Here is a 24,445-nt window from a genome sequence, read left to right as displayed (position 1 = left end):
TGGACAAATAGCTAAGTATGCTTATAAATTCGAAGTGTTCCATTAACCGTTGGAAAGGACAGGTCTCATGGACAGTCAGAACGCCACACCTGAAGAAGAAGTAGGCGGCTACGGCACCCCGACGGCAGAGCAGGAAGCTGGCGGAGGGCAGGCCCAGCCCCGTGTAGAAGAAGACCTGAGCGACGCCGGATTGAGCCAGGACAGCCCCGACGGCGAGACCTACGCAACCGGCGCTCCGAACCTCAGTCACTTGGATCCGGAAGATTCGGACAGCTCCGGCGAACCGGGCGCAGGCCGTTTCGGCGGGACAGATGAGCAATCCCTCCAGGAACAGAACCTGCAGCCCGACGCAGAGGACCTGCCGGACGGCAGCGGCACCGACCTTCCCCAGGACCAGGCGCCTAACGACGACGACCAAGAAGACTTCAACGCAGGCTAAGCCCCGGACGCACGAGGCACGCGACCGCAAGGCACGCGACCGCAAGGCACCCCGCACTCGACGGCAAAGAAGGAGCAAAATCCATGGCTACCGTCAACAAATCAATTGAAGTAGATGTCCCTGTTTCCGTGGCCTACAACCAGTGGACCCAGTTTGAGAGCTTCCCGGAGTTCATGAACGGTGTGGAAGCCGTGCGGCAGTTCGATGACACGGCACTGCACTTCTCCACCAATGTGGGAGGCGTGAAGCGCGACTACAACGCCCAGATCATTGACCAGGTTCCGGACTCCCTGGTGAGCTGGGCCAGCGTGGACGGCCCCCGCAACGGCGGCTCGGTGACCTTCGAGCCGCTCGACGCCGGCAGGACCCGCGTCAACGTGGAAATCGTGTGGGAACCGGAAACGCTCGCCGAAAAGGCAGGGTCAGCCGTTGGAGCCGACAGTCTGCGCGTTGGCGCGGACCTGGACAAATTCAAGAAGTTCATTGAAGCCCAAGGGCACGAAACCGGGGGTTGGCGTGGCACCATCTCCGGCGGGGATGTAGATGAAGCCGGAGGACCGCTGGTCTGATGCAGCGCGGTGAAGGCCGGCCGGCGATCCGGCCGGCCTTCACCGTTGCGGGCAACATTTACGGCAGCAGGAGGTATTTGGACCATGGCCAAGTCCACTGTGGAAGTGGAGCGGAAGTTCGACGTCGAACCGTCAACGCCGCTGCCTGACCTGACAGCCATCGACGGCGTCTCCAGGGTAGGCGAGCCGGTGACGCACCGGCTTGAGGCCGTCTATTTCGACACCAAAGACCTCGCCCTCGCCTCCTACGGGATGACGCTCCGGCGTCGTACCGGAGGACCGGACGCCGGATGGCACCTTAAGCTGCCCAAGGGACCCGGGCAGCGCACGGAAATACATGCTGCGTTGGGCCGGCCGGAGATCCTCCCGGATGACATCCTGGCCAGGATCCTTGCCTGCACCCGTGGCCATGCCGTGGCACCCGTGGCCACTGTGAACACCAGCCGCACCAGCATCGGCCTGTACGCGGAAGACGGCAGGGCGATTGCCGAGTTCGTCGATGACCACGTCGAGGCCGAGGTGTCTTTCAACGATTCCACCGCCCGCACGTGGCGTGAGTGGGAACTGGAGCTGAACCACAATCCGGGCGACGACGCCGCGGCAGCACTTTTTGAAGCTGCCGCCGGGATACTTACGAATACCGGCGCGCGCCCCAGCGAACGCACGTCCAAACTCGCGACCGCGCTGGCCGGACACTTGCCCCGTCCCAAGGGGAGCGGCCGCGAGGTCCCCGAACGTAAGGGACCGGCCGTTGTGCCCGTCCTCGACTACCTTGACCAGCAAGTGGCCAGGATGCTCCGGCGGGATGCCCACGTCAGGATGAACGCTGATGATTCCGTCCACCAGCTACGGTCCGTCACCCGGCGGATCCGGTCGGTGCTCCACAGCTACCGCAAGTTCTTCAAAGCCGGCCCGGTGGACGAGTTGGAAGCGGGCTTGAAATCGCTCGCCCAAACTCTGGGCCGGTACAGGGACGCCGAGGTGCTCCATCGGCGGCTGCGGGAATCGCTGGATGAATTGCCGGGAAGGCTTGTGCTGGGCCCCTTGGCGGCAGAGCTGGACGAACGCATGAAGGTTCGGAAGGACACTGCCCTGACGGCCATCCGATCCCGGATGGACAGTCCTGGATACTTCCGGCTGCTGGACCAATTGGAGGCCTTCGTCGAGGAGCCTCCTGTCGCGCCCGAGGTCATGCCCGGTGCGGGCAAAGCAACGGCCAAGCGCGTCAACAAGGCTGCCAAACGCCTCGCCGAACGCCACGACGCAGCGGTTGCCGCCGCCGTCGGGCCTTCCCGTGACAAGGCCTTCCACGAAGTCCGGAAGGCAGCCAAGAAGTTGCGCTTTGCGGCTGCGGCGGCAGAAAGCATCCACGGCAAGCAGGCATCGAAGATCGCTGATATGGCCCACCGGATACAGACCATCTTGGGTGAACACCAGGACAGTGCCGTAGCCCGGACTGAACTGTTGAAGCTCGGCTCCGCTCCCGGCATGGGCAACGCCGCATTTACCTACGGAGTTCTCCACGCCAGGGAACGGACGGCAGCGGACGCGGTCCAGCAGGAGTATCTCCGGCTGGGAAAGAAAGTCCGCAAACTCAGGATCACTTAGGAAATAGCCCTCAAGAAAAGGTTCTTGAGGGCTATTTGCCTACTTTTTGAGGAACCCCAGAAGGGCTTCGTTGATTTCTGCTCCGTGCGTCCAGAGGAAACCGTGCGGCGCCCCCTCGATTTCCACGTATTCGGCGCTGGGAAGTGCATCCTTGAATCGGCGGCCGGTGACATCGATGGGCAGGATATTGTCCGCAGTGCCGTGAACGATCAAAGCGGGGACATCGATTGTGGGGATATCCGCGCGGAAATCAGTGAGCCACGTGGGCTGTGCGGCAACTGATGCGAATGCACCCGAATTTGCTGCCAGGTTCCAGCTCGCATCGACCAATTCCTGGCTGAGGCGGTCGGTGCCCAGGAAGGTGTCGCTGTTGTAGAAGTTCTTGAAGAAATCCGTGAAGAAGGCGTAGCGATCAGCCTTGACGGCCTGGGCGATGCCATCGAAGACATCCTGCGGGACGCCATCCGGATTGTCGTCGGTCTTCAAGAGGAACGGTTCCAGGGAGCCGAGGAACACAGCCTTGGCCACGCGGCCTGAACCGTAGGTGCTGATGTAGCGGGCAACCTCGCCGGTTCCCATGGAGAACCCCACCAGTACGGCGTCGTTGAGGTCGAGGGTTTCCAGGACCGCTTTGAGGTCGGCTGCGAAGGTGTCGTAGTCGTAGCCGACCGTGGGCTTGCTGGACTTCCCGAAGCCGCGGCGGTCATAGGTGATCACCCTGTAGCCGGCGTCAAGGAGGGCCGTTGTCTGCTTCTCCCATGACGATCCGTCCAAGGGATAGCCGTGGATCAGCACCACAGGCTGCCCCGCCCCGTGGTCCTCGTAGTAGAGCTCAATCTCAGTGCTGTTTTCGTTTCCGACGGTGATGTAAGCCAAAACTTCGGTCCCTTCATAGCGGTTCTGGGGTGGAACGCTTCCAGCCTACTGAATACCCCCTAGTTGCCCCCAGCAACCAGACGTAAACTGGCCTTCGGTTTACCCCCGGACGCTGGAGATCCCATGCTGTGGAAGGTCCTTGTTCGTTTCCTCCAGCCGCACCAGCGGCTGCTGGTCGCCGTCGTCGTTTTTCAGCTGGCCCAGTCCATCGCCTCGCTGTACCTGCCCACGCTCAATGCCGACATCATCGACCAGGGCGTCGCCACCAGCGACACCGGATACATCCTCCGCATGGGCGCGGTCATGCTGCTGATTACCCTGCTGCAGATCGCCTGCGCCGTGATTGCGGTGTACTTCGGCGCGAAGGCCGCAATGAGCCTTGGCCGCGACCTCCGGGACGCGATCTTCGGCAGGGTGGGGGAGTTCTCGGAGCAAGAGGTCAGCCGCTTTGGCGCGGCGTCCCTCATCACCCGCTCCACCAACGACGTCCAGCAGGTCCAGCAGTTGGTCCTCATGTCCTGCACCCTGATGGTCGCGGCGCCGATGCTGAGTATCGGCGGGGTGATCATGGCGGTTCGGCAAGATGCGCAACTGTCGTGGTTGATCGCCGTGGCGGTGCCGGTGCTGCTGGTTTGCGTCGGGCTGATCGTGACCCGGATGGTTCCGCTGTTCCGCAAAATGCAGGTCCGGATCGACGCCGTGAACAGGGTGCTCCGTGAGCAACTGACCGGTATCCGCGTGGTGCGGGCCTTCGTGCGGGAGGACATGGAATCGCTGCGGTTCGGCAAAGCGAACGACGACGTCACGGACGTTGCGCTGCGGGCCGGCCGGCTGATGGCGCTCATGTTCCCTGTGGTCATGCTGGTCATGAACATTTCCAGTGTGGCGGTGATCTGGTTCGGGTCGTTCCGGATCGAGGACGGCTCCATGCAGGTGGGCACTCTGATTGCGTTCCTGAGCTACCTTATGCAAATCCTCATGTCCGTCATGATGGCCACGTTCATGGCCGTGATGATCCCGCGTGCTTCCGTCTCAGCCGACCGCATCGGCGAGGTGCTGGGGACCGACTCAAGCGTCCAGCCGCCGTCGAACCCTGTGTCCCTCACCGGCCGCCGCAGGGGCGAGCTGGAAATGCGCGACGTCGGATTCGCCTACCCGGGTGCCGAACAGCCCGTCCTCAGCGGGGTGTCCTTCACCGCCCGGGCCGGCCAGACCACGGCGATCATCGGCAGCACCGGGGCAGGCAAGACCACCCTCGTGAACCTCATGCCGCGACTCTTCGACGCCACCTCGGGATCCGTCCGGATGGACGGCGTGGACGTCCGGGAACTGCAACCCGACCACCTGTGGGGGCACATCGGGTTGGTGCCGCAAAAGCCCTACCTGTTCTCCGGAACCGTCCGCAGCAACCTGCTTTACGGCAAACCGGACGCCACCGACGACGAACTGTGGCAAGCCCTCGCCGTCGCCCAAGCCCGCGACTTTGTTGAGGAAATGGACGGCGGGCTGGACGCCCCGATCTCCCAGGGCGGGACCAACGTATCCGGCGGTCAGCGGCAACGGCTCGCCATCGCCCGGGCACTGGTCAAACAGCCAGAACTCTACATCTTTGACGATTCGTTCTCGTCCCTGGACACTGCAACGGACGCCAGGCTGCGCCGCGCCCTCAAACAGCACACCCAGGGCGCCACGCTGGTGATCATCGCCCAGCGCGTGTCCAGCATCGCGGATGCTGACCGGATACTAGTGCTCGACGACGGCAGGATCGTTGGGCAGGGAACGCACGATGAGTTGTTGGAGACTTCCGAAACGTACCGGGAAATCGTGGCCTCCCAACTCGCAGCGGAGGAGGCGGCATGAGTACAGCTGTCCGCGGTCCGCAGCGTCCCCCGATGGGGCCGGGCAGGGGCGGGCCGTTCGCCGGCATGAACGTCCCGGCCGAGAAGGCGTCCAACTTCGGCGCCTCCGCCAAGCGCCTGCTGGGAACCCTGCATCCCGAACGGGTCTGGCTTGCCCTGGTCCTGATGTTCGCCGTTGTCAGCGTGGCCCTGAACGTCATTGGCCCACGGCTGCTTGGCGAAGGCACCAACCTGATCTTTGCCGGCGTCGTCTCCAAGGAACTGCCCGCCGGCGTTTCCAAAGAAGCCGTGATCGCAGGGCTCCGCGCCGCCGGCGAGAACACTAAGGCCGACATGCTCAGCGCCATGCCCCTGACACCCGGCGTCGGCATCGACTTCGGCGCGCTGTCCTCGGTACTGCTCTGGACGCTCGTGCTGTATGTCCTGGCCGCGGCGTTCGGTTGGATCCAGGCGTACATCCTCAACGGCGTCGTCCAAAGGACCGTCTACCGGCTGCGCGAACGGATCGAAGCGAAAATCCACAGGCTGCCGCTGAAGTACTTCGACAAAATCCAGCGCGGCGAGCTCCTCAGCCGGGTGACCAACGACGTCGACAACATCTCCCAAAGCCTCCAACAATCCATCAGCCAAGTAGTCTCCTCCCTGCTGACCGTGCTGGGGGTGCTGGTGATGATGTTCATCCTTTCCCCGCTGCTGGCGCTGATTGCCCTCATCACTATTCCCCTGACCCTCGGGATTACTGTGTTGATCGCCAAGCGTTCCCAAAAGCTCTTCGTGGCCCAGTGGAAGAACACCGGCGAACTCAACGGCCACATTGAGGAGACCTACACCGGACACGCTTTGGTGAAGGTGTTCGGCCGGCAGGACGAGGTACAGCAGAAGTTCCGGGACAAGAATTCCGAGCTCTTCCAGGCAAGTTTCGGTGCCCAGTTCGTCAGCGGACTGATCATGCCTGCCATGACGTTCATCGGAAACCTCGTCTACGTGGCCATTGCCGTGGTGGGTGGCCTGCAAGTGGCTTCCGGCGGAATGCAGCTCGGCGACGTGCAGGCATTCATCCAGTACTCGCGGCAATTCACCATGCCGCTTGCGCAGCTCGGATCCATGGCGAACATGCTGCAATCCGGTGTGGCCTCAGCCGAACGCGTTTTCGAATTGCTCGACGAAGAGGAAGAATCGCCCGAGCCTGTTGGTTCTGCTTCCGGTCCGGGACGGGGCCGGCTCGTGTTCGAGAACGTCTCCTTCAGCTACTCGCCGGACAAGCCTCTCATCACCGGGCTCAACCTGGTGGCCGAGCCGGGGCAAAGCATCGCCATTGTTGGGCCTACAGGTGCGGGCAAGACAACATTGGTGAACCTCATGATGCGCTTCTACGAGCTCGACGGCGGCAGGATTACCCTGGACGGCGTGGACATCTCCACCATGTCCCGGCAGGAACTGCGCTCGCGGATGGGCATGGTGCTGCAGGATACGTGGCTGTTCGGCGGGACAATCCGGGACAACATTGCCTATGGCCGGCCCGATGCTTCGGAAGCATCGATCGTGGAGGCTGCGCAGGCCACCTATGTTGACCGCTTTGTGCGCTCGCTGCCCGAGGGGTACAACACCCTGTTGGACGATGAGGGCAGCAACGTCTCGGCAGGGGAGAAGCAGTTGCTCACCATCGCCCGGGCCTTCCTGTCACGCCCTTCAGTGCTGATCCTGGATGAGGCAACAAGTTCCGTGGACACCCGTACCGAGGTGTTGGTCCAGAAGGCCATGAATGCCCTGCGCTCGGACCGCACCAGCTTTGTCATCGCGCACAGGCTCTCCACGATCCGGGACGCCGACCTCATCCTGGTCATGGAGTCCGGGCAGATCGTGGAGCAGGGGACCCACTCGGAGCTTCTCTCCGCCGGTGGCGCGTACTCCCGGCTGTACGAAGCCCAGTTCGCGGCGCCGGCTGCGGAGGTGTGAGGCGCAGGTTCCGGGCTAGGGCAGCCGGGTGGGCCGCAGCACGGACGCTTCCCCGGCGCGGGCCGGGTTCAGGGGGACAGGGCTGACCAGGGTGGCGGGCCCACGGTGGAGGAACCCGCCGGAGATCACTTGGCACCTTACTCCGCCCCTTCCGCGCATGGCTTTGTGGGCGCCGGGAGCCAACATCTGGTCCATCCACGCGCAGGGGTGGGCGGGGCGGCCGGCTCTCAAACGGACGGAATCCTTGCCCGACTCGAGGACAAATTCGTGGCCCAGCAGGGGTGCCAGCTCGGCGCCGCGGATCACCACATTCCGCCGGGTCAGCAGGGGATCAAACGGGCCGGAATCGAGTTCCGCAGCAATAGCCTCGAGCGCCTCGACCGCGAACACAGTCACGGCCGCATCCATGTGCGCCGCTTTGCCAAAGAAACGGTCTCCAACAACGCCCTTGCCTGCAACAAGCTCCGCAGTCGGTGCATCGGTGGTCGGAACATCTGCGGCGCCCTCCCGTGCCCTGCCAAAGTAGGCATGCGCGGGCGACACCAAAAGGTGAAGCACGTCGACGTCGTACCTGTACTCAGCGGTCATCCCTTAACGCTAGCCGCCGCGCAGACCCTTCCGGCCGCTGCACCGATAAAGTGTCACGGTGAACTTTGCTGCGGCCCCTGACGGAACCGAACTGGCGTGGACGGAGTCCGGCGGCGGGGAGCCATTGCTGTTGATCGCCGGTCAGGCGACGGCCATGGACGGTTGGGGCCTGACGGCGGAACTGTTGTCCCGCTTTTATCGCGTAATCCGCTTCGACCACCGTGGGGTTGGCCGCAGCGGGCAGGGGCAAGCTGATCGCTATTCCACCCGTTTGCTGGCTGCCGATGCGGTTGCTGTACTGGACGCCGCCGGGGTGGAGACTGCGGACGTATATGGGCACTCCATGGGTGGCCGGATAGGGCAGTGGCTCGCCATCGACTTCCCTGAGCGAGTGAGGACGTTGATCCTGGCTGCGAGCAGTGGAGGACGATCAACGGATCCGGGGATGCGGGCGGACCCGGCGGCCCTGGTGAGCGGCGACCTGGTACGGCTGGCCCCTTTGTTCTTCGATGCGGAGTGGGCTGCGGACCACCCCGAGGCGGTGCAAACGTTCTTCACGTCCAGGGCCTCGGCCTGGGCAAAGTCGCGTCATTTCAGGGCCAGCCGTGAGCATGACGCGTGGTCGGAACTGGGTTCCATCCTGGCTCCGACGTTGATTCTCCACGGGACGGAGGACCCGTTGACGCCGCTGCCGAACGCCGTTGCGCTCCGGCGACACATCCGGGGCTCAGTGCTGGTCCGCGTCCCGGGGGCAGGGCACGGCCTCCACCTGGACCACCCCGAAACCGTTGACTGGATCCAGGAGTTCACAACAAGGAAGAGCCGATAGCAGGAAGGCGTTTCGTTTATTTCGTTTAGCGACTAAGCTTGCTTGGGTACCCTGCCCAACCTAGGAGGACGCACGATGACCGTTGAGCCGGCAACTCCGGCGTATCCGCACGGAAGCGATGCTGAGCTGGCCCGTGACGCATTGAAGGTCCTGCGGAGGGCCGTGGACTCGCACACTGACCCGCGCCAGCCGGTTGAGATGACAGTGGCTGACGGTGGGCACCTGGAGATGCCCGGACCTGCAGCCGAACTGATGATTCGAATTCTGGGAAAGATGGCGGCCGGGCAAGGAGTCACCGTCATCCCGATGAATGCCGAACTGACGACTCAGCAAGCTGCGGATCTGCTCAACGTATCGCGTCCCTATTTGGTCCGGTTACTGGAATCAGGTCAGATCGAGTTCCGTAAGGTAGGCACACACCGCCGCGTGATGGCGGAGTCACTCTACGATTACAAACGCCGGGCTTTGGTGGCCCAGAAGGACGCTGCGGACGAGTTATCGGCGCTGGGACAGGAAATGGGGCTCATTTAGGTGGTCTTCACGGTCGTCTACGATGCCAATGTCCTTTACCCAAGCGCATTACGGGACCTCTTGGTGCGGGTAGCGCAGAGTGGCTTGGTGCAGGCCCGCTGGACGGAAGTCATCCTGGACGAGACTTTTCGAAACCTTAAAGCCAATAGACCTGACCTTGACGGTTCCAAGCTGGACCGCACGCGAAAACTGATGTGTGATGCCGTTCCGGACTGCCTTGTAACCAACTACGAACCACTGGAACAGATGTTTGCAGCGTCTCCGGATGCAGGCGATGCCCATGTGATGGCTGCGGCAATGAAGGCGCAAGCCCAGGTCATCGTCACGAAGAATTTGAAGCACTTCCCAGTCGGGCTCCTGGAACCCTGGGGCATTGAGGCCAAGCACCCGGACGATTTCCTCATGGATCAGTTCTATTTGGACGCTGTGGAACTACACGTCGCGGTGCGGAATATGTCCGAAGCTTTCCGGAACCCTCCGTTGGACGTCAATGATGTTTTGAGACGGCTTGAGATCGAGGGCCTACCGCAGATTCCGGCGGCGTTGAGACGCTGATCAAGCATTGAGGTGCGCAACCAGGGCATCCACAATGGGCAGCTGACCCTTGACCAGCTTGGTGCGTGCTGTTGCCTCGTCGATCCATTGGGCGTCGTCGATCTCGGGGAACTCCTTGATGGTACCGGAGCCTTTGGGCCATTCCATGGGGAAGGTGTTGCTCACCACTTCCTCCGGCTGGAAAGCCGGGGCCTCCGCAGCGAAGGCTGTGATGAGTTTGCCGGAGGGTTGCCGGAAGATGCCCAGTAGGTGGTACTCCGCGTCCGGCGGGGGTGACCCGATCTCCTCCGTGAACTCGCGCCGGGCAGCAACCAACGGGTCTTCGTCGTCTGCGAATTCACCCTTCGGGATGGACCAGGCGTGCTGGTCCTTGCGGGCCCAGAAAGGGCCGCCCATGTGGGCAATCCAGAGTTCCAAGCCATTCTCCGCGGACCGCCTGTAAAGCAGGATCCCTGCGCTTCGGATACTGATGCGTCCTCCCTTGACAAGCTGTGCCTCGAGGTCCAAGGCTACTCCACGGCTTGGTCACCGGCCGGGCGCAAAACCGGCGACGTCGTAGGGAAACTTGCAGGGTGTTTGGCACGTTTCCAGCGAACTCGCGGAGCAACAAAAAAGCGGACGACGCCGGTGGGTACCGGAGTCGTCCGCTTTCTGGTGTGTCTGGACTGCTTAGCGGTTAAGGCTGACCGTGAAGGTCTTGGGTCCGCTGAGGGTCACGGAGATACCGCAGTTCTCCGCAGCGGCGCGAGGGGTGAGATCCCGGATTGCGGCTTCGATGGTGTGGTCGATTGCCGAGTTATCCCAGATTTTAAGCGAGATGGAGTCAGTATGTGTCGTCATTGTCAGTACTTTCACTCAGGCTTTTAACAGCCCCAAGCCTCTTCGCCCGGGGCCGCATCCTCGTCGGTGAGGATTGCTGATTCAGCTTGTTGGGAACGCGTTCCCTCATTCATGGTTCATGGTGGCTGCCCTGAATGACAAGCAAATCCGCCCAAGTGTGACCGATTACACGTTGCTCTTTACTCTGTGTAACCGGTGCTCCCGCTCCGTTCCCGCCAGCGCTCCACCTCGGCCCGCATTGCTTCTTCAACGGCGTCGTAGGCATACAGGGCGTCCGCTCCCAACAACAGGAAGGCGGGCGTCTCTTCGGCTTCAACGGCGTCGATGATCACCTGCGCAGCCTTGTCCGGGTCGCCGGGCTGGGTACCGTGAACGGTGTCGTTTTCCTTGCGGCGCTTTCCGGCGGTGTCAGCATAGTCATCGATGGCCTCCGCGGACTGCGTCAGGGAACGCCGGGCAAAGTCCGTGCGGAATCCGCCCGGCTCCACCGCTGTGACCGAGATTCCCAGCGGCGCCAGCTCCTTCTGCATTGACCCCGAGATACCTTCCAGCGCGGCCTTGGAAGCGGCGTAGTAACCGGAACCGGGAGGGCAAATCCGGGCGCCTATTGAGGAGATGTTCACAATGGCCCCGGACCGCCGTGCACGCATGCCGGGAAGCACCGCTTTGATCATGGATACGGGGCCGAACACGTTGGTGTCGAAAAGGGCCCTGACATCCTCCCCATCGCCCTCTTCGACGGCCGCACGGTAACCGTATCCGGCGTTATTGACCAGCACATCAACGCCGCCGAACCGGTCCTCCGCCTTCTTCACGGCATTGGCAACCTGGGTGGCGTCGGTGACATCGAGCCCCACGGCGAGGGCCGTCGTCGGGAATCCAGTGGTGAGGTCCTGCAGGGTTGCGGTGTCACGTGCGGTGACCACCGCGTTGTGGCCCTTCTCGAGCACGGCTTTCGCCAAGGCCTGGCCGAGGCCTGTTGAGCAACCGGTAATAAGCCAGGTAGTCATGAGGTTCCTTTGAAGTCGTGACGAAGAGATGCCGCCCCGGGCGATGGCCGGGGCGGCATTCCACGTGCTGCTAGTGCTGTCCGAGTGCTCCGCCGAGGGGCGGCACGGCACCCGGGCCTTTCCTGCCTTCGGGGCCTGTGGCGTCCTCGCTGGTGTCGCCGTCCAGTACGCCTGCCCCTGATTCGTCGTCGTCCGTGCGTTCGGCTTCGCTGCGCGTATCGCTCTCAGCCGTGCCGTCGGAATCGCCGTCGAGGTCGTCCGCCAGTCCGTTGGTTTGGTCGAACGGATGGGTGATTGGGTTCAGAGTGTCTTCGCTTGCGGTGGTGCGTTCCGTATCCTTCTCGGTCACAGCGTCCTCCTGGCTCGCTCGGAATTTGTCAGCATACTTACTATATCTGGATTTGCGGATCCGGACCAGAGGTATAGGGATTACGACGCCGGATCTGCAGGCAGGTGCCCGCCGATGAGGGCCAGGTTCTGGATGGCGGCCAGGCCAAACTGGGCGGTGTCATTGGTGGACACCGTGGGCGCCTCATCAACGGGTTGGAGGACATACGGGGGCTTGATCGTCTTCAGGGTGAACGCCTCGGCATGGTTCAGGTTTTCGCCGCCGACGCTGAAGCTGGACCAGGCCGATGCGGCCAGCTCAGGCGAACCAAGCCGGGCTGCTGCGTAGGCCGTGAGGCGGCTGTGGGCCTGCGTCAGGTAGATGCCGTCCAACGCATGGCCCACCTCGGCGGCCTGCTCTTCGGGTGAAGCCAGGAACAGCCGGCAATACTGCAGCCAGGCCTCCTCGAACCCATCGTCCGGCACCAGGCTGATGAGCTCGCTGCAGATCTCCACCAAGCCGAACACCGCACTCAGGTGGGAGACCCTGATGACCTCGCGTCCGGCGTCGAACCTTCCTGCATCCAGGTCATACAGTGCCTCACCCGTGAGGAAGCCGTACTTGAGGGCGCCGATGTCAGCCATGGTGCCCAACAGGCGGTCGCGTGAGCGGGGGTTGCCGGTGCGTTCCCAATCGGTGAGCCAGGTGGCCGCGAGCGAGCCCCAGTCGGTACCCAGCCCAACGCCCAGTGCGCCGCGGTCCGGGCGGTAGGTATCGGCATCGGGGCGAACCTTGCGGACCGGGTCCAGGCCAAGGAAATTATGGTCGCTGTCCACCAGTTCGGTGAGGAGATCCCCGGTCCGTTCGTCGGCCGTCAGGTAGTAGTAGAACCGGCGATAGGCAGGGTTGCTGATCCGCAATTGCTTGGCGCTGCAGCCCCAATGCTGGACGTTGTGCCGCGAGCCAAGTCCGCGCCAGGGGCCCAGATGGTAGACATCCACCTCGCCGGTGTGCCGGGTCATGGCCTCGGCGAAACGGAACACATCGGCGCGGCCGGAGCGGAGGTACATGTACCAAAGCCACAAGTCGGGGGAGAGCTCTGAGTTGTCCCACGCATAGCCGCCGACGTCGTAGCGCCAGACGTGCCGGTCCGAATCGTAGGTATGCATGACGTCGCCGTAGTTCCAGAAACCGTACCAACGGCGCTGCTCCTGCTGGCCGCGGTAGAAGTCGAAGAGGAAGTCCAGCTTGTCTTCGAGTTCCGCGCGGGGAGGCGTGCTGCGATCCACCGGTGTCCAGTCGCCGAAGACGCCCGCGCTGTGCAGGTACTGGGGCGAGGGTTGCAGGACCGGTGGCCGGGAGGCGTACGCTGCGTCGGTTTCCAGTGACTCGACCGGGGGAGTGGAGTCGTAGGCGAAGAGCGTGAGCTCGTGCGTCCTTGCTATCCCTTGTGCACTGCCGAAGCCGGGTTCGTAGTCCTCGTAAGTGATCTCCAGGCCTTCGAGTTGCTCTTCGAAGGTGTCCTGGCCCAGGCCGTCGTGGTAGAAGCGCAGGTCCATGGGTTGGGCTTCGGGGGAGTAGAGCCACGCCGTGACGCTGGGTTCGGCCGTAGCGGCGCCGCGGATGTCCAACTGCCCGGGGTGCGATTGCCAGAAGTCCCGCACCCCTATCCCGAAACCGCCGCCGACGTCGCTCAGCGAGCAGAAACCGGCGGACCGGGTGCCGCCCGAGATCCCCACCCAGCCATGCCCGGCGGCGGTCCGTTTGCGGAGCTCAAAGCCATCGGCGGACAACTGCGTGAGGGTGAAGTCGTTCCACGCGGGAATCAGGTGCAGGCGCTCGGAGACCTCCGGATTCCACTGCTCCAGCGGCGGCGTGGGTTCCCCGCCGAGCTGGGCTTTCCGCACTTCGGCGCCCGGATCGCGGCGAAGGCCCGTCAGTCCGCGGACGGCCTCCACCAGGAACCCGCCGTCCGCCCCGGCAAGCCGTACGTGCCGATCGTGCAGTTCGCTGGCCAAGGGGACCGTGAACCGCACGCCCAAGCCGGCCAGGAAGTCTTTTTCAACATTTCCGTCCCACACGAACGAGTGCACCATGCGAACGCTCCGGGCGCCGGCGAGGAAGTAGAAACGAACAGTGAAGGGGAGCCATTCCCGCCGTGGCGACTGTGGACTATCCGAACGATGCCGGCCGTCCATCCGCACCACAGCCCGCACGGGCCCGCTCTGTTCCACCGTCGCCGACTCGAGGTGGCCCGTGAATCCTTCCCTGCTCGTGCTGCCGGCGCCCTCGGCAATCCCGTCCTGCAGCAGGCTTACCAGTTGTGCGTCCCGGGCCACCACCGAGCCGTCCCGCGTCAGGCTTCGGAACAGCCGGTCGCCGGTGCGCGCCAGAAGCATGTCCATTGTTCCTGTGGAGACTGTGATGGTTTCCGCCGTTTCGGTGACCACCACCTGCGGTTCACGTACGACGGCGGCTGCCGGACCGGCGTCGTGCGCTTGCGTTCCGTCCGCCGCGCCGGAAGGAAGCTGCACTGAGTAGCTGGTTGAGGGGTTGTCCGTGGCGCCGATGGCGAGTCCGGCCCACTTGAGGGAGCCGTCGGGCCAGGTAGCCAAGGGCCAGGCATGGGAGGGGGTGGCGGTGCCGTCCGCGTCGACGACGGACAGGGCATCGGCGTCATGGACTGTTCCGCGCTGGAAGGGCATTCCCCAAGTGGAGCCACCGCTGAGCGTGGCGGGGGGTGCGCCGTCGATCCACGTGACCGGGGCGTGCTGTGTCATGGAATTTCACCTCAAGAGTCTGGGAAAGCGCTTTCTTTGTGACGTTTCAAAAACCGTACTCCGATGTGATGGGGCTCGCAAGGGCGGGGTGCCGCGATAAAGCGCAGGGGCGTATGGTTGAAGTCTCCGCCTCTTTCGAATGGACCAGCGTCATGGCGCGACTGATCATCATGGGACCTCCCGGTTCTGGCAAGGGAACACAGGCTGAACACATCGCCAAGCACTTCTCCGTGCCCGCGATTTCAACGGGCGATCTCTTCAGGGCCCATGTCCGCGACGGGACAAGCCTCGGTGCGGAGGCCGGACGCTACATGGACCGTGGCGAGTTCGTGCCGGACCACGTCACCACGGCGATGCTGAGTCAGCGCCTGGAAGTTGACGACGCCGGTGCGGGCTTCGTGCTGGACGGGTACCCGAGGACCGTGGCACAGGTGGAATCGCTTGACGCGCTGCTCGGTACGCGGCACCAGGCGCTGGAAGCCGTCCTGGCCCTCACGGTTTCCGACGACGAATTGCTGGAACGGATGCTCCTGCGGGCCAAGGACCAGGGCCGCAGAGACGATACCGGTCCCGTCATCAAGCGGCGGCTGGAGCTGTACCGGGAGCAGACGCGTCCCGTCATCAGTGCCTATGAACAGCGCGGGATTCTCTTGACCGTGGAGGGTTCAGGGCAGAAGGAGATGATCACGGCAGCAGCCATCGCCGCAGTGGAGTCGGTGATCCGGCACTAGGGGCGTACTAGGGCGTGTCTCCCAAATAGGCTGACCGCCGGCTGGAAAACTTGGGGGCGTGTCTCGTTTCCAAGTCTTTACCGATGATCAGTGGGCCCGCGTTGAGCCGTTGCTGCCCAGTTCCGACGGCCAGCGCGGTCGCCCGTTCCGGAACCACCGCCAAGTTGTGGAGGGCATCGCTTACCGGTACCGGTGCGGGATTGCCTGGCGGGACCTGCCGGAGCAGTTCGGTCCGTGGCAGACGGTATGGAAGCGCCACCGCCGCTTCGCAGCAGACGGAATCTGGGACCGAATCCACTCCGTGCTGCTGACCGAAGCTGACGCCGACGGGGAGATTGACTGGACTGTATCGGTGGACTCAACGATCAACCGCGCCCACCAGCACGGAACCAACCTTCCCCGCAACACAGGGGGATCCGCCGAATTACAAGAAACTCTCGGCCGAGCCTGAGGATCACGCAGTTGGGCGTTCCCGTGGCGGCTTGAGCACGAAGATCCACCACGCCTGCGACGGGAAAGGCAGACCTCTGGCGTTCATCATTGGACCAGGCCAAGGTTCGGACTCACGCGTGTTCCCGCACGTCATCGACGCCATCAACGTCCCGCGCGCCGGAACGGGCCGGGCCCGGACCCGCCCCGACACGGTGATGGGCGACAAGGCCTACTCTTCCAGGGCCAACCGCTCACTCCTGCGGGCCCGGAAGATCAAGGCAGTCATTCCCGAACCCAGAGACCAGATCGCCAACCGCAAACGCAAAGGCGCACGCGGTGGCCGACCCGTGGACTTCGACAGCGAGGCCTACAAAGGCAGGTCCGTCGTCGAGCAGTCCTTCAACATTTTCAAGCAATGGCGCAGCATCGCCACCCGATACGACAAGCTCGCCATCACCTACCGCTCGGGGGTCGCCCTCTACTCCGTCCTAATCTGGCTACGCCAATAAGGAGACACGCCCTAGGCGATATCCGCGGTGACAGGCGCCAGTTCGCCGAGGGTCCGCAGGTAGGTGGCGAATCCCTGGGGTGCCCGGGCTGTTGTCCGGGACGACGTGACCACCCTGTTGGCGTCCGTCGATCTGATCACGAATCCCTGCCGTGACAACCGCGTGGCCAGAATCCGGTCCTCGTGTGCCTGCAACTTCGGAAACCCGCCCACGGCCAGGTACGCGGACGCGCGGACGCCGAAGTTGGCTCCGTAAATGTGCGGGTGGTCCTCCCGGAAAGGATGCAGCTCAAGCCAGCGGCGAAGGATCCCCGGGTCTGCGGTGCGGGAATCCGGTTCGACTGAGCCCAGGACGACGTCCACCCCGGCGTTGGCCAACTCCACCTGCCGGATCAGCCAGTTTGTTGGCACCCTGGAGTCCGCATCAGTGTTGGCCAGCCAGACCGTGTCCGGATTGGTGCCGCGGTCCGCCTCGAGGTCGGCCAGCGCGGCCATCACGCCGGCTGCGCGGCTGGCTCCCGTGCTTCGGGCCCGGGTCTCAATCATGCGGACCCTGGCGTCGGCGGTGGCATGGGCCCTGACGATATCGCGGGAACCGTCGGTGCAACTGTCCAGAACTACCGTGATGCTGACGGACACCTGTGGTCCTTGCGCGGTTCCTGCCTCGGCGGCCGAGTCCTCGGCACTCCGGGCATCGGCCGCTTGGACCTCGCGACGTAGATTCCCGGCACTCAGGGCGTCGGCCGCATGGCGGATGGCACTCAGGGCGGGGCCGAGTTCCTCTTCTTCGTTATGCGCGGGCACGACTACCGCAACGTGCCGGATTGCCCGCCCTGTCACGCCGCACCGCCCGGGGCGACGAGCACTTCCAGGAGGAAGTCCTTCTCCCGGTACAGTCCCCGGCTTGGCCAGTCGAGCACGCGGCGGGCGGTCCTGTGGACGGTTTCTCCGTCCAATGTCCAGCCGGAGATCGGGTGGCGCCAGTGGCACAGGAGCAGCGTGCCGCCGGGCCGCATGGAGTCCTTGACGCGGTGCAGCATCCCATCGAGTTCATCCGGGCTGAGGTAGTACCCCATCTCTGACACCACTACCAGGTCAAAGGTTCCGGAGGGCCATTCCGACGGCACGGTCAGGTGCCCGGTGCCCGCATGGCCTATGCCGGACAAGCGTCGGGCGGCTTGGGCAAGGGCCGTACTGCTCGCATCCACGGCCAGGAACCGCTCGCATCGCGGGGCAAGTTCGGCGCTGAGGACCCCGATCGAGCAGCCGATTTCCAGTCCGGATTCGTACCTCTCTTCCGGCAGCGCCGCGAGTGTAAGGGCCCGCTTGCGGCGTTCATACCAACCCGAGGCGTAGTCCCACGGGTCCTCTTCGCGGGCATGAACGGCGTCGAAGATTGACTCGGCGTCGCGGGCTGTGTTCGATCCTCCGGCTGGAGGGGTCCACGCGAAGGTCTCCCAGCTCCGCGAGAAGTGTTCCAGGAACGTAGGGGACAGCAGGGTTTCGTCGCCGGGTTCCTGGGAGAGTGGCTGCGTTTGGGATGCGTGGGAGTGCATGGCCTGCGCTTTGGCCCGGCGTTCGTCAGGGCCCAGCGGCAACCGCACCCACGATTCCCATGTGCCGTCTTCCGGCCCGGCCCAGAGCCAGTACCAAATGGGGTACTCGAGCAGCCCGTAGCCTTCTGCTGCCGCGATCCGGGCCGCGGTGCTTCCGAGGGCATCGTGGTCGGTATGTCCGTCCGAGCGGTAGGGGGCAACCAGGACCACCCTGTCGGCCGGGGCGCCGGACCCGGCCACTTCCCGGCGGATGGCGGCGGCAACGCTATCAACGTGTGCGGCCACGCGACCATCCGGAACCTCCACGAACCGCCACTTGGCGCTGGGAGCCAGCCCGGACACAGCCTCTCCGAACTCAGTGAGCCTGACGGCGGCAAGCTGTTCCGGCGTCGTGGTTGTGGATTCCGGATGTGATGCCTCGCCTGCTGTGCACAGCAGCAGGCGGACGGTGGCACCCAGCGCGTGGAGCCTGGCCAGGAGGCCGCCGGCGCCCAGCGATTCGTCGTCGGGATGCGCTGCCAGGACGACGAACGTCATGCTGGCGAGCTCCTCGGCACTCATGGGCAGTTCCGGGAGCGCGCGAATGCCGCTGGCATCCCAGTCGGCCTCGGGGGTGCCGGCGTCGTTGTGGGTGAAGGTCACCATTCGCGGTCCCCTTGCAGGGCGCGGGCGCCGAGCTGCGCGTCGTCCCGCATGGCGTGGTGCTGGCGGACGTAGAGGGACAGGTCCGCCATGCGTTTTCCGTACGAATCGTTGAAGGCCAGCGGGCCCGGGCCCAGGTTTTGGTTCACCAGGGTTTGGATGCGTTCGACGGCGGCGGCAACGGTTCCGCGGACACGGAGTGCCCCGCTCCACGTGCTGGAAAAGGCGTCGGGTTCGAAGGCGTCGATGCGTTCGGCTGCACGCGCGAGCGATGCGGTGGCGGAGTTGATGGTGCGGTCGATGTCGCCGAGGTGGGCCAGCGCGATTTGGTCAGCCGCCCGCCCCTTGTCCGCGGACCTGGCCAAGGATTCGGCAAAGTCGCGTGCCAAAGCAATGGCACCGCCGAGCCAGCACGCCGCCACGCCCATGCCGCCCCACGCGAATCCCGGCCGCTGATGGTACCAACCCGGACCCTCGATGATGGTGGCCGGAACCCTGTTGAAATGTACTGGGCCGCTGGGGATTTCCCGTAGTCCACGGCTGGTCCACGCCGGCTCCCCGCAAGTGACGCCGGGGTCCTTGAGATCGACGGCGAAGGCCGCACGACCCTCTTCTCCTGGCAAGTGCGCTGTGATGACTGCCCCGTCCAGTTGCGCGGCGAGGGAGCACCAGGGTTTATCGCCTTCCAGGACGTAGCCGCCGTCGCTATCCTTCTTGGCCTCCAGTTTTTGCCCCGGACCCTCGGCAGCGAAAACACCCCATGCGCCGTCTGGTTGGTCGTGCCCGGCCTGGGCGAGGATATGCAGGGCATCGAGGTGGGGTTCCAGGATCCGACCCGCCGCGACATCCACTGCCGTGACCGAGGCCAGGAGCTCCCACAGTTTGCCGGTGCTGCCCTCTCCCGGGTGTGGGGCAGTCCGTCCGATGTCCTTCGCGATGTCCAGCAGGGCAGGGACATCGCCTATGTGGGTGTGCACGGCGTCGAGCGTGGGTTGCAGGGCTTGGAGCTGCACCGGTTCCGAGCTGATCAGCACTGGTTGGAATTCGGTGGTTTCGCCCATAGATGCCTCCAAGCTGCCGATTGGCCGTTTTCCGGTTCCCACCAACCTACCCTAAGGAGCCTTACTTTTGGGTCCGAGCCTTTAGCCCCGGTCCGTCGGGTCCTGAACCTGGCGGGTTGCGAACGCAATCGTACGACGGCGGGTGCTCAACGACTTCCGGGGAGGCAAAAGTTCCCGCTTGTCGCTGCATGAAGCCGCCGATTCACTAATTTTGTCAACTCTGTCACAAAACCTTGTCACAAGGCGTGACAGTTTTCCTACGCTGGGGTCGTCAACTCCCCGAGCCAAGGAACATCCCATGCATCCAACCCTCAAGTCCAAAACGTCCCTCAACGACGCCCACAGCCCGCCAGGACAGAAAAGGCTCCGATTTCCAGCCAGCCTGGGCGCTGATCTCCCGGCCTCGCTGGTCGTCTTCCTGGTGGCACTCCCGCTGTCCCTCGGCATCGCCGCAGCGTCTGGCGCGCCGATCATGGCCGGCCTCATCGCCGCGGCTGTCGGCGGAATTGTGGCCGGCAGCCTTGGCGGCTCCGTCCTCCAGGTGAGCGGCCCGGCAGCAGGCCTGACGGTGGTGGTCGCCGGGCTCATCGCCGAGTTCGGCTGGCAGGTGACGTGCGCAATCACCGCTGCTGCCGGCGTCGTGCAGTTGCTCCTGGGGCTGAGCCGCGTGGGGCGCGCTGCGCTGGCGGTCTCCCCGGTGGTGGTCAAAGCCATGCTCGCGGGGATTGGAATCACCATCATCCTGCAGCAACTCCACGTGCTCCTGGGCGGGCAGGCGGGGGACTCCGCAGTCGACAACCTGGCAGGCCTGCCGGCCGCCATCACGCGGGTCGAGCTGCACTCCGCGTTGCTCGGGCTGGCGGTCGTGGCGGTCCTGATCGCGTGGAAGTACCTCCCCGCTGCGGTGCGGAAAGTGCCTGGCCCCCTGGCGGCCGTCGTTGCTGTGACTGCGGTGTCCGTGGCGGTGGCGCCCGGCGTGGAGCGGGTCAGTTTCAGCGGCTCCCTGTTCGACGCCGTGGCGTTGCCGGTACTGCCGGACGGCAATTGGTTGTCCGTCGGCATGGCGGTCATGACCGTGGCGTTGATCGCGAGCATCGAGTCGTTGCTGTCCGCGGTGGCCGTTGACAAGATGCACACCGGACCCCGCGCCAACCTCAACCGTGAACTGGTGGGGCAAGGCTCAGCCAACATGGTGTCCGGCATGCTGGGTGGCCTCCCGGTCACCGGCGTGATCGTCCGCAGTGCCACGAACGTGGAAGCCGGCGGCAAGAGCCGTGCCTCCGCGATCCTGCACGGGGTGTGGGTGCTCCTCTTCTCGGCCCTGTTTGCGGGCATCATCCAGCTCATTCCCCTGTCCGTGCTCGCGGGCTTGCTGCTGGTGATCGGTGCCAAGCTCGTGAAGATCGCCGACATCAAGACCAGCCTCCGCACGGGCGACCTCCTGGTGTACTCCGTGACGTTGGTATGTGTTGTGGCGTTGAACCTCCTGGAGGGCGTCATCATCGGCCTCGCGCTGGCCGCCGTGTGCGTCCTGTGGAGGGTTCTCCGTGCACAGATCCACGTCCACCAGCCCGTGCTCGACGGCCAGCCGTGGCGGCTCACCATTGCAGGGTCTTGCAGCTTTTTTGCCCTTCCGCGGCTCAACCGGGTGCTCCACTCCGTGCCCGCCGGCCAGGACGCACTGGTGGAACTCAACGCCGACTACCTGGACCATGCCTTCCGCGAAGCGCTCACCGCATGGCAGGCGCAGCAGCGCAGCACCGGGGCCACCGTCACCATCGAAGAACACGGAACCACGGCCTTCACCGATGCCGCCCACAGCGCACCGCAGCGCCAGGACCTGCGTGAGTTTCCGCTCCCGCCGCGATCGTCCTGGCAGCCTGCTGCGCCGGCCGATCAAACAGCGGACGACGACGGACACGATCACCCGCCGCTGCGGTCAATCCTCCTGGGCATCGACAAATACCATCGCCGCTACGCCGACAAAGTCCGGCCACTGGTCCAGGACCTCACCGAGGAACAGAACCCTGACACCTTGTTCATTGCCTGCGTCGATTCGCGCGTCAATCCCAACCTCATCACCAGCAGTGGACCCGGCGACCTCCTGACCCTCCGGAACATCGGCAACGTGGTCTGCCGCGATGATGACGAGGCTTCGATTGATTCAGTCATGGCCTTCGCCGTCAAAGGGTTGGCCGTGGATTCGATCGTGGTGTGCGGGCACTCGAATTGCGGGGCGATGAAGGCTGTCCTGGCGGATGCCGAGGGCCCCGCGCCTACGTTGGGTTCGGGCTTTGATGCGTGGCTGGACCATGCCCGGCCGGCCTACCGTTCACTGGTTGATGGCCATCCTGTTGCCTTGGCGGCAGCTGCTGAGGGGTTCAACCGCGTGGATCAGCTCAGCATGGTGAACGTGGCCGTGCAGTTGCGCAAACTTCACGACCATCCCGTGACCGGACCCGCGTTGGCCTCCGGGCAGGTGCAGGCCACGGGGCTGTTCTATGACATCTGCACCGCCCGCGTCATTCTGGTGACGGCGGAAGGCATTGAGCAGCTGGATCCGAGTATGGCTGTCAACTAGTCCGTCTCCACCGACACCTGTGCCGCCACGACCCACTTTGAGCCAGGGGTGCCTCCAACACGCCGCATTTCCGGCGGCTTCGGGGCCTCCCGCTGGCCAAAGTGGGTCGTGGCGGAACACGGATTCCATGTTTCACCACCGACGCATTGGGGAATACTGGGAAGTAGACCACGATTCCTGCTGTTACGGACGATCGTGAGAGGCGGTGGTGCCATGGGCGACCACAACAACAGGCGGAGACTGGAACGTGCTGCCGAACTCCGGGCGGGCCGAGGTTCCGTGGGCGATGCCCGGGAACGGGCTGAACTGGACGCGGATAACGCGCTGAGGGAGAAACGCCGCAAGGTCAACGAGGCTGCACGCGCCGACTATCTGGTCCGCGAAGCGATGTCCCAAGGGAAGTTCGACAACCTCAAGTACGCCGGCAAACCGATTCCCGGCCTCGGCAAGGGCTACGACCCGGACTGGTGGGTCAAGGGGCTCATCCAACGCGAACAGATCAGCGGCCTTGGTCCTCCCGCGATTCTGCTGCGCACCGAAGACGCGGAACTGGAGGCCAAGCTGGACCAGTTCCTCATGGAGAAACAAGTCCGGGAGACGCTGGAGGACTTCAACAAGCGCGTCATCGAAGCCCGCCGCCAATTGCAGGGCGGGCCGCCCGTGATTACCAAGCTGCGGGACGTTGAGTTGGAAGTGGAACGGTGGCGGGAACGGCGTGCTGCTTCCGCCCCGCAGCAACCTGAACCCGAACCGCCGTCGAAACGTTCCTGGTGGCAGCGGCTCTGGAACGGCGGGGACTAAACGTAGCTGTCTTCCCGGGACTCCACACCGGGTGCCGGCCCGGGCTTGCGCTTGAGCAAGGAGGCGAGGTGAGCCTGCTGCTGCCGGAAGTGGCCGTGGGCGGTGAGGCCAAACTCGTAGGCAGTCTCAGCGTGCTGGGTGAGGTCCACGCCGGTGACTTCGTGTTCGTGGGTGACGCGGAAGCCGATGGTCTTGTGGATCGCCCGCCCGATGACCAGCGTGCCTAGGCCCGAGAGGATGATGGTCACCAGTACCGCCACACCCTGGGCGACGAGTTGTTGGAAGCCGCCACCGTAGAAGAGGCCTCCGGCAGACCCATCGAGGGGAAGCGCGATGAACCCGAGGGACAGCGTTCCAATAACGCCGGCACCGAAGTGCACGCCCACCACGTCCAGTGAATCGTCAAAGCCGAGTTTGTACTTGAGGTCCACGAACACCGCACAGGCCGCGCCGGCCACCAGGCCCAAACCGACGGCGGCGAGCGGGCTGATGTTGGCGCACGACGGCGTGATGGCCACCAGGCCTGCAACCACGCCTGAGGCGGCGCCCAGGGAAGTGGGGTGTCCGTGCCGGACTTTTTCGACCACCAGCCAGCTGAGCATCGCGGCAGCCGGCGTCACCAGGGTGTTGACCCAGATGAGGCCCGCCTGTTCGGCGGTGGTCGCGGCACCGCCGTTGAAACCGAACCAGCCGAACCACAGAATGGCGGCCCCGATCATGATGAACGGAACGTTGTGCGGCCGGTGGTTGGGGTCCTTTGCGAAGCCGTGACGCTTTCCCACGATCAAAGCGAGGACAAAAGCTGCGGTTCCGGAACTGACCTCGACCACCGCACCACCGGCGAAGTCGATCACTTGTCCGAAGATGCTGGTCAGGGCGCCGCCTGCGCTCATGAGGCCACCGCCCCACACCATGTACGCCAAGGGGCAGTAGACAACTGTCACCCAGATCGGCACGAACACGGCCCATGCGCCGAACTTGGCCCGGTCGGCGATGGCTCCGCTGATGAGTGCGACCGTGATGATCGCGAACGTTGCAGCGAAGCCGGCCTTGATGAGGTCCGGGGATCCGATGAGGTCCTGGAGGCCGAAGTGCGCGAAGGGGTTTCCGAACAGGCCCAGGAAACCGTCGCCGGTGGTCATGGAGTAACCCCAAAGGACCCACACCACACCCACGATGCCAGCGGAGATGAAGCTCATCATGATCATGTTGAGGGCAGCCTTGGCGCGCGTCATTCCGCCGTAGAACAGGCCGAGGCCCGGGGTCATGAAAAGCACCATTGCCGACGCCAGCATCAGCCAGACGTGTTGCGCAGAGATCTCCATCTGCGTTCCCTTCTGATCAAACCTGTCCGAAAACCGGGCC

At 64.2% G+C, this 24,445-nt stretch carries 23 protein-coding genes; 12 read left to right on the top strand and 11 right to left on the bottom strand.

The features are described 5' to 3' along the window. The first annotated feature begins 67 nt into the window (after positions 1-67). From AUR_RS06650 to AUR_RS06640, 3 genes are all read left to right on the top strand, one after another. Positions 68-439, top strand: a complete 372-nt coding sequence (locus AUR_RS06650) for a hypothetical protein (RefSeq protein WP_021473471.1) — start codon at positions 68-70, stop codon at positions 437-439. A gap of 83 nt (positions 440-522) precedes the next feature. Then, positions 523-1,008, top strand: coding sequence for an SRPBCC family protein (locus AUR_RS06645; protein WP_062097970.1), 486 nt, complete (start codon positions 523-525; stop codon positions 1,006-1,008). 84 nt (positions 1,009-1,092) lie between these two features. After that, the gene (locus AUR_RS06640; protein WP_021473469.1) at positions 1,093-2,616 is read left to right on the top strand and encodes a CYTH and CHAD domain-containing protein; all 1,524 of its coding nucleotides are present in this window, start codon (positions 1,093-1,095) and stop codon (positions 2,614-2,616) included. A 39-nt stretch (positions 2,617-2,655) separates the two neighbouring features. On the opposite strand, the gene AUR_RS06635 is transcribed toward AUR_RS06640, so the two are convergent. Then, complete coding sequence (locus AUR_RS06635) at positions 2,656-3,492, bottom strand: alpha/beta fold hydrolase (RefSeq protein WP_062097967.1); 837 nt, start codon at positions 3,490-3,492, stop codon at positions 2,656-2,658. A gap of 123 nt (positions 3,493-3,615) precedes the next feature. Between AUR_RS06635 and AUR_RS06630 the strand changes: the two genes are divergently transcribed. Together AUR_RS06630 and AUR_RS06625 are read left to right on the top strand one after the other, a co-directional pair. Then, on the top strand, positions 3,616-5,352 hold the full coding sequence (locus AUR_RS06630) for an ABC transporter ATP-binding protein (RefSeq protein ID WP_062097965.1): 1,737 nt from the start codon (positions 3,616-3,618) through the stop codon (positions 5,350-5,352). Further along, a complete protein-coding gene (locus AUR_RS06625; RefSeq protein ID WP_062097963.1) occupies positions 5,349-7,307 on the top strand; it encodes an ABC transporter ATP-binding protein in 1,959 nt (652 codons plus the stop codon). The genes AUR_RS06630 and AUR_RS06625 overlap by 4 nt, the downstream gene beginning before the upstream one ends. Before the next feature lie 15 nt (positions 7,308-7,322). Here AUR_RS06625 and AUR_RS06620 read toward each other — a convergent pair whose 3' ends face one another. Next, a complete protein-coding gene (locus AUR_RS06620; RefSeq protein WP_062097962.1) occupies positions 7,323-7,895 on the bottom strand; it encodes an MOSC domain-containing protein in 573 nt (190 codons plus the stop codon). A gap of 58 nt (positions 7,896-7,953) precedes the next feature. Here AUR_RS06620 and AUR_RS06615 point away from each other — a divergent pair, with 58 nt between their 5' ends. The 3 genes from AUR_RS06615 (at position 7,954) to AUR_RS06605 (ending at position 9,810) form a co-directional block, all read left to right on the top strand. Continuing rightward, complete coding sequence (locus AUR_RS06615; protein ID WP_241650876.1) at positions 7,954-8,724, top strand: alpha/beta fold hydrolase; 771 nt, start codon at positions 7,954-7,956, stop codon at positions 8,722-8,724. Between the two features lie 75 nt (positions 8,725-8,799). After that, positions 8,800-9,255, top strand: coding sequence for an excisionase family DNA-binding protein (locus AUR_RS06610; RefSeq protein WP_062097961.1), 456 nt, complete (start codon positions 8,800-8,802; stop codon positions 9,253-9,255). After that, positions 9,256-9,810 (top strand): PIN domain-containing protein, encoded by a 555-nt coding sequence (locus tag AUR_RS06605; protein ID WP_062097960.1) that lies wholly within the window; start codon positions 9,256-9,258, stop codon positions 9,808-9,810. Here AUR_RS06605 and AUR_RS06600 read toward each other — a convergent pair whose 3' ends face one another. The 5 genes from AUR_RS06600 to AUR_RS06580 all read right to left on the bottom strand — a co-directional run bounded on the left by AUR_RS06600 (position 9,811) and on the right by AUR_RS06580 (position 14,768). Then, positions 9,811-10,281, bottom strand: coding sequence for an NUDIX hydrolase (locus tag AUR_RS06600; protein ID WP_062099348.1), 471 nt, complete (start codon positions 10,279-10,281; stop codon positions 9,811-9,813). Between the two features lie 198 nt (positions 10,282-10,479). Beyond that, the gene (locus AUR_RS06595) at positions 10,480-10,650 is read right to left on the bottom strand and encodes a hypothetical protein (protein ID WP_021473460.1); all 171 of its coding nucleotides are present in this window, start codon (positions 10,648-10,650) and stop codon (positions 10,480-10,482) included. Positions 10,651-10,829: 179 nt separating this feature from the next. Next, positions 10,830-11,660, bottom strand: coding sequence for an oxidoreductase (locus tag AUR_RS06590; RefSeq protein ID WP_062097959.1), 831 nt, complete (start codon positions 11,658-11,660; stop codon positions 10,830-10,832). Between the two features lie 70 nt (positions 11,661-11,730). Next, the gene (locus tag AUR_RS06585) at positions 11,731-12,009 is read right to left on the bottom strand and encodes a hypothetical protein (RefSeq protein WP_062097958.1); all 279 of its coding nucleotides are present in this window, start codon (positions 12,007-12,009) and stop codon (positions 11,731-11,733) included. 80 nt (positions 12,010-12,089) lie between these two features. Then, complete coding sequence (locus AUR_RS06580) at positions 12,090-14,768, bottom strand: exo-rhamnogalacturonan lyase family protein (protein ID WP_128397088.1); 2,679 nt, start codon at positions 14,766-14,768, stop codon at positions 12,090-12,092. A 113-nt stretch (positions 14,769-14,881) separates the two neighbouring features. On the opposite strand from AUR_RS06580, the gene AUR_RS06575 reads away from it, so the two are divergent. Together AUR_RS06575 and AUR_RS06570 are read left to right on the top strand one after the other, a co-directional pair. Further along, the gene (locus AUR_RS06575; RefSeq protein ID WP_375338544.1) at positions 14,882-15,499 is read left to right on the top strand and encodes an adenylate kinase; all 618 of its coding nucleotides are present in this window, start codon (positions 14,882-14,884) and stop codon (positions 15,497-15,499) included. A 58-nt stretch (positions 15,500-15,557) separates the two neighbouring features. After that, a protein-coding gene (locus AUR_RS06570) for an IS5 family transposase (protein ID WP_128397087.1) occupies positions 15,558-16,440 on the top strand; the annotation gives its coding sequence in 2 pieces (ribosomal slippage) (positions 15,558-15,920 and positions 15,922-16,440; 882 coding nt in all). 11 nt (positions 16,441-16,451) lie between these two features. On the opposite strand, the gene AUR_RS06565 is transcribed toward AUR_RS06570, so the two are convergent. From AUR_RS06565 to AUR_RS06555, 3 genes are read right to left on the bottom strand one after another with little or no spacing between them, the layout of a single operon-like run. Further along, positions 16,452-17,279, bottom strand: coding sequence for a glycosyltransferase family 2 protein (locus tag AUR_RS06565; protein ID WP_062097954.1), 828 nt, complete (start codon positions 17,277-17,279; stop codon positions 16,452-16,454). Next, positions 17,276-18,640: a bifunctional PIG-L family deacetylase/class I SAM-dependent methyltransferase gene (locus AUR_RS06560; RefSeq protein ID WP_062097952.1), complete on the bottom strand. Its 1,365-nt coding sequence runs from the start codon at positions 18,638-18,640 to the stop codon at positions 17,276-17,278. Before AUR_RS06560 ends, AUR_RS06565 begins: the two co-directional genes overlap by 4 nt. Beyond that, on the bottom strand, positions 18,634-19,698 hold the full coding sequence (locus AUR_RS06555; protein ID WP_062097950.1) for an acyl-CoA dehydrogenase family protein: 1,065 nt from the start codon (positions 19,696-19,698) through the stop codon (positions 18,634-18,636). Before AUR_RS06555 ends, AUR_RS06560 begins: the two co-directional genes overlap by 7 nt. Positions 19,699-19,996: 298 nt before the next feature. Between AUR_RS06555 and AUR_RS06550 the strand changes: the two genes are divergently transcribed. Beyond that, positions 19,997-22,279 carry a SulP family inorganic anion transporter gene (locus AUR_RS06550; RefSeq protein ID WP_062097948.1) on the top strand — a complete coding sequence of 761 codons (2,283 nt, stop codon included), beginning with the start codon at positions 19,997-19,999 and terminating at the stop codon, positions 22,277-22,279. A gap of 213 nt (positions 22,280-22,492) precedes the next feature. After that, positions 22,493-23,080, top strand: a complete 588-nt coding sequence (locus tag AUR_RS06545; protein WP_062097946.1) for a DnaJ family domain-containing protein — start codon at positions 22,493-22,495, stop codon at positions 23,078-23,080. Here the strand turns inward: AUR_RS06545 and AUR_RS06540 are convergent. Beyond that, the gene (locus AUR_RS06540; RefSeq protein ID WP_062097944.1) at positions 23,077-24,405 is read right to left on the bottom strand and encodes an ammonium transporter; all 1,329 of its coding nucleotides are present in this window, start codon (positions 24,403-24,405) and stop codon (positions 23,077-23,079) included. The genes AUR_RS06545 and AUR_RS06540 overlap by 4 nt on opposite strands. Between the last annotated feature and the right edge of the window lie 40 nt (positions 24,406-24,445).

The organism is Paenarthrobacter ureafaciens, from assembly GCF_004028095.1.
GTDB classification, from domain to species: Bacteria; Actinomycetota; Actinomycetes; order Actinomycetales; family Micrococcaceae; genus Arthrobacter; species Arthrobacter ureafaciens.
Note: the sequence above shows the minus strand (reverse complement) of the source record. Positions and strands in the feature narration are given on the sequence as shown.

Coding starts and splice junctions, on each gene's coding strand:
- AUR_RS06650 (WP_021473471.1), top strand. CDS start 68: ATGGACAGTCAGAACGCCACACCTGAAGAAGAAGTAGGCGGCTACGGC.
- AUR_RS06645 (WP_062097970.1), top strand. CDS start 523: ATGGCTACCGTCAACAAATCAATTGAAGTAGATGTCCCTGTTTCCGTG.
- AUR_RS06640 (WP_021473469.1), top strand. CDS start 1,093: ATGGCCAAGTCCACTGTGGAAGTGGAGCGGAAGTTCGACGTCGAACCG.
- AUR_RS06630 (WP_062097965.1), top strand. CDS start 3,616: ATGCTGTGGAAGGTCCTTGTTCGTTTCCTCCAGCCGCACCAGCGGCTG.
- AUR_RS06625 (WP_062097963.1), top strand. CDS start 5,349: ATGAGTACAGCTGTCCGCGGTCCGCAGCGTCCCCCGATGGGGCCGGGC.
- AUR_RS06620 (WP_062097962.1), bottom strand. CDS start 7,895: ATGACCGCTGAGTACAGGTACGACGTCGACGTGCTTCACCTTTTGGTG.
- AUR_RS06610 (WP_062097961.1), top strand. CDS start 8,800: ATGACCGTTGAGCCGGCAACTCCGGCGTATCCGCACGGAAGCGATGCT.
- AUR_RS06595 (WP_021473460.1), bottom strand. CDS start 10,650: ATGACGACACATACTGACTCCATCTCGCTTAAAATCTGGGATAACTCG.
- AUR_RS06590 (WP_062097959.1), bottom strand. CDS start 11,660: ATGACTACCTGGCTTATTACCGGTTGCTCAACAGGCCTCGGCCAGGCC.
- AUR_RS06580 (WP_128397088.1), bottom strand. CDS start 14,768: ATGACACAGCACGCCCCGGTCACGTGGATCGACGGCGCACCCCCCGCC.
- AUR_RS06575 (WP_375338544.1), top strand. CDS start 14,882: ATGGTTGAAGTCTCCGCCTCTTTCGAATGGACCAGCGTCATGGCGCGA.
- AUR_RS06560 (WP_062097952.1), bottom strand. CDS start 18,640: ATGGTGACCTTCACCCACAACGACGCCGGCACCCCCGAGGCCGACTGG.
- AUR_RS06555 (WP_062097950.1), bottom strand. CDS start 19,698: ATGGGCGAAACCACCGAATTCCAACCAGTGCTGATCAGCTCGGAACCG.
- AUR_RS06550 (WP_062097948.1), top strand. CDS start 19,997: ATGCATCCAACCCTCAAGTCCAAAACGTCCCTCAACGACGCCCACAGC.
- AUR_RS06545 (WP_062097946.1), top strand. CDS start 22,493: ATGGGCGACCACAACAACAGGCGGAGACTGGAACGTGCTGCCGAACTC.
- AUR_RS06540 (WP_062097944.1), bottom strand. CDS start 24,405: ATGGAGATCTCTGCGCAACACGTCTGGCTGATGCTGGCGTCGGCAATG.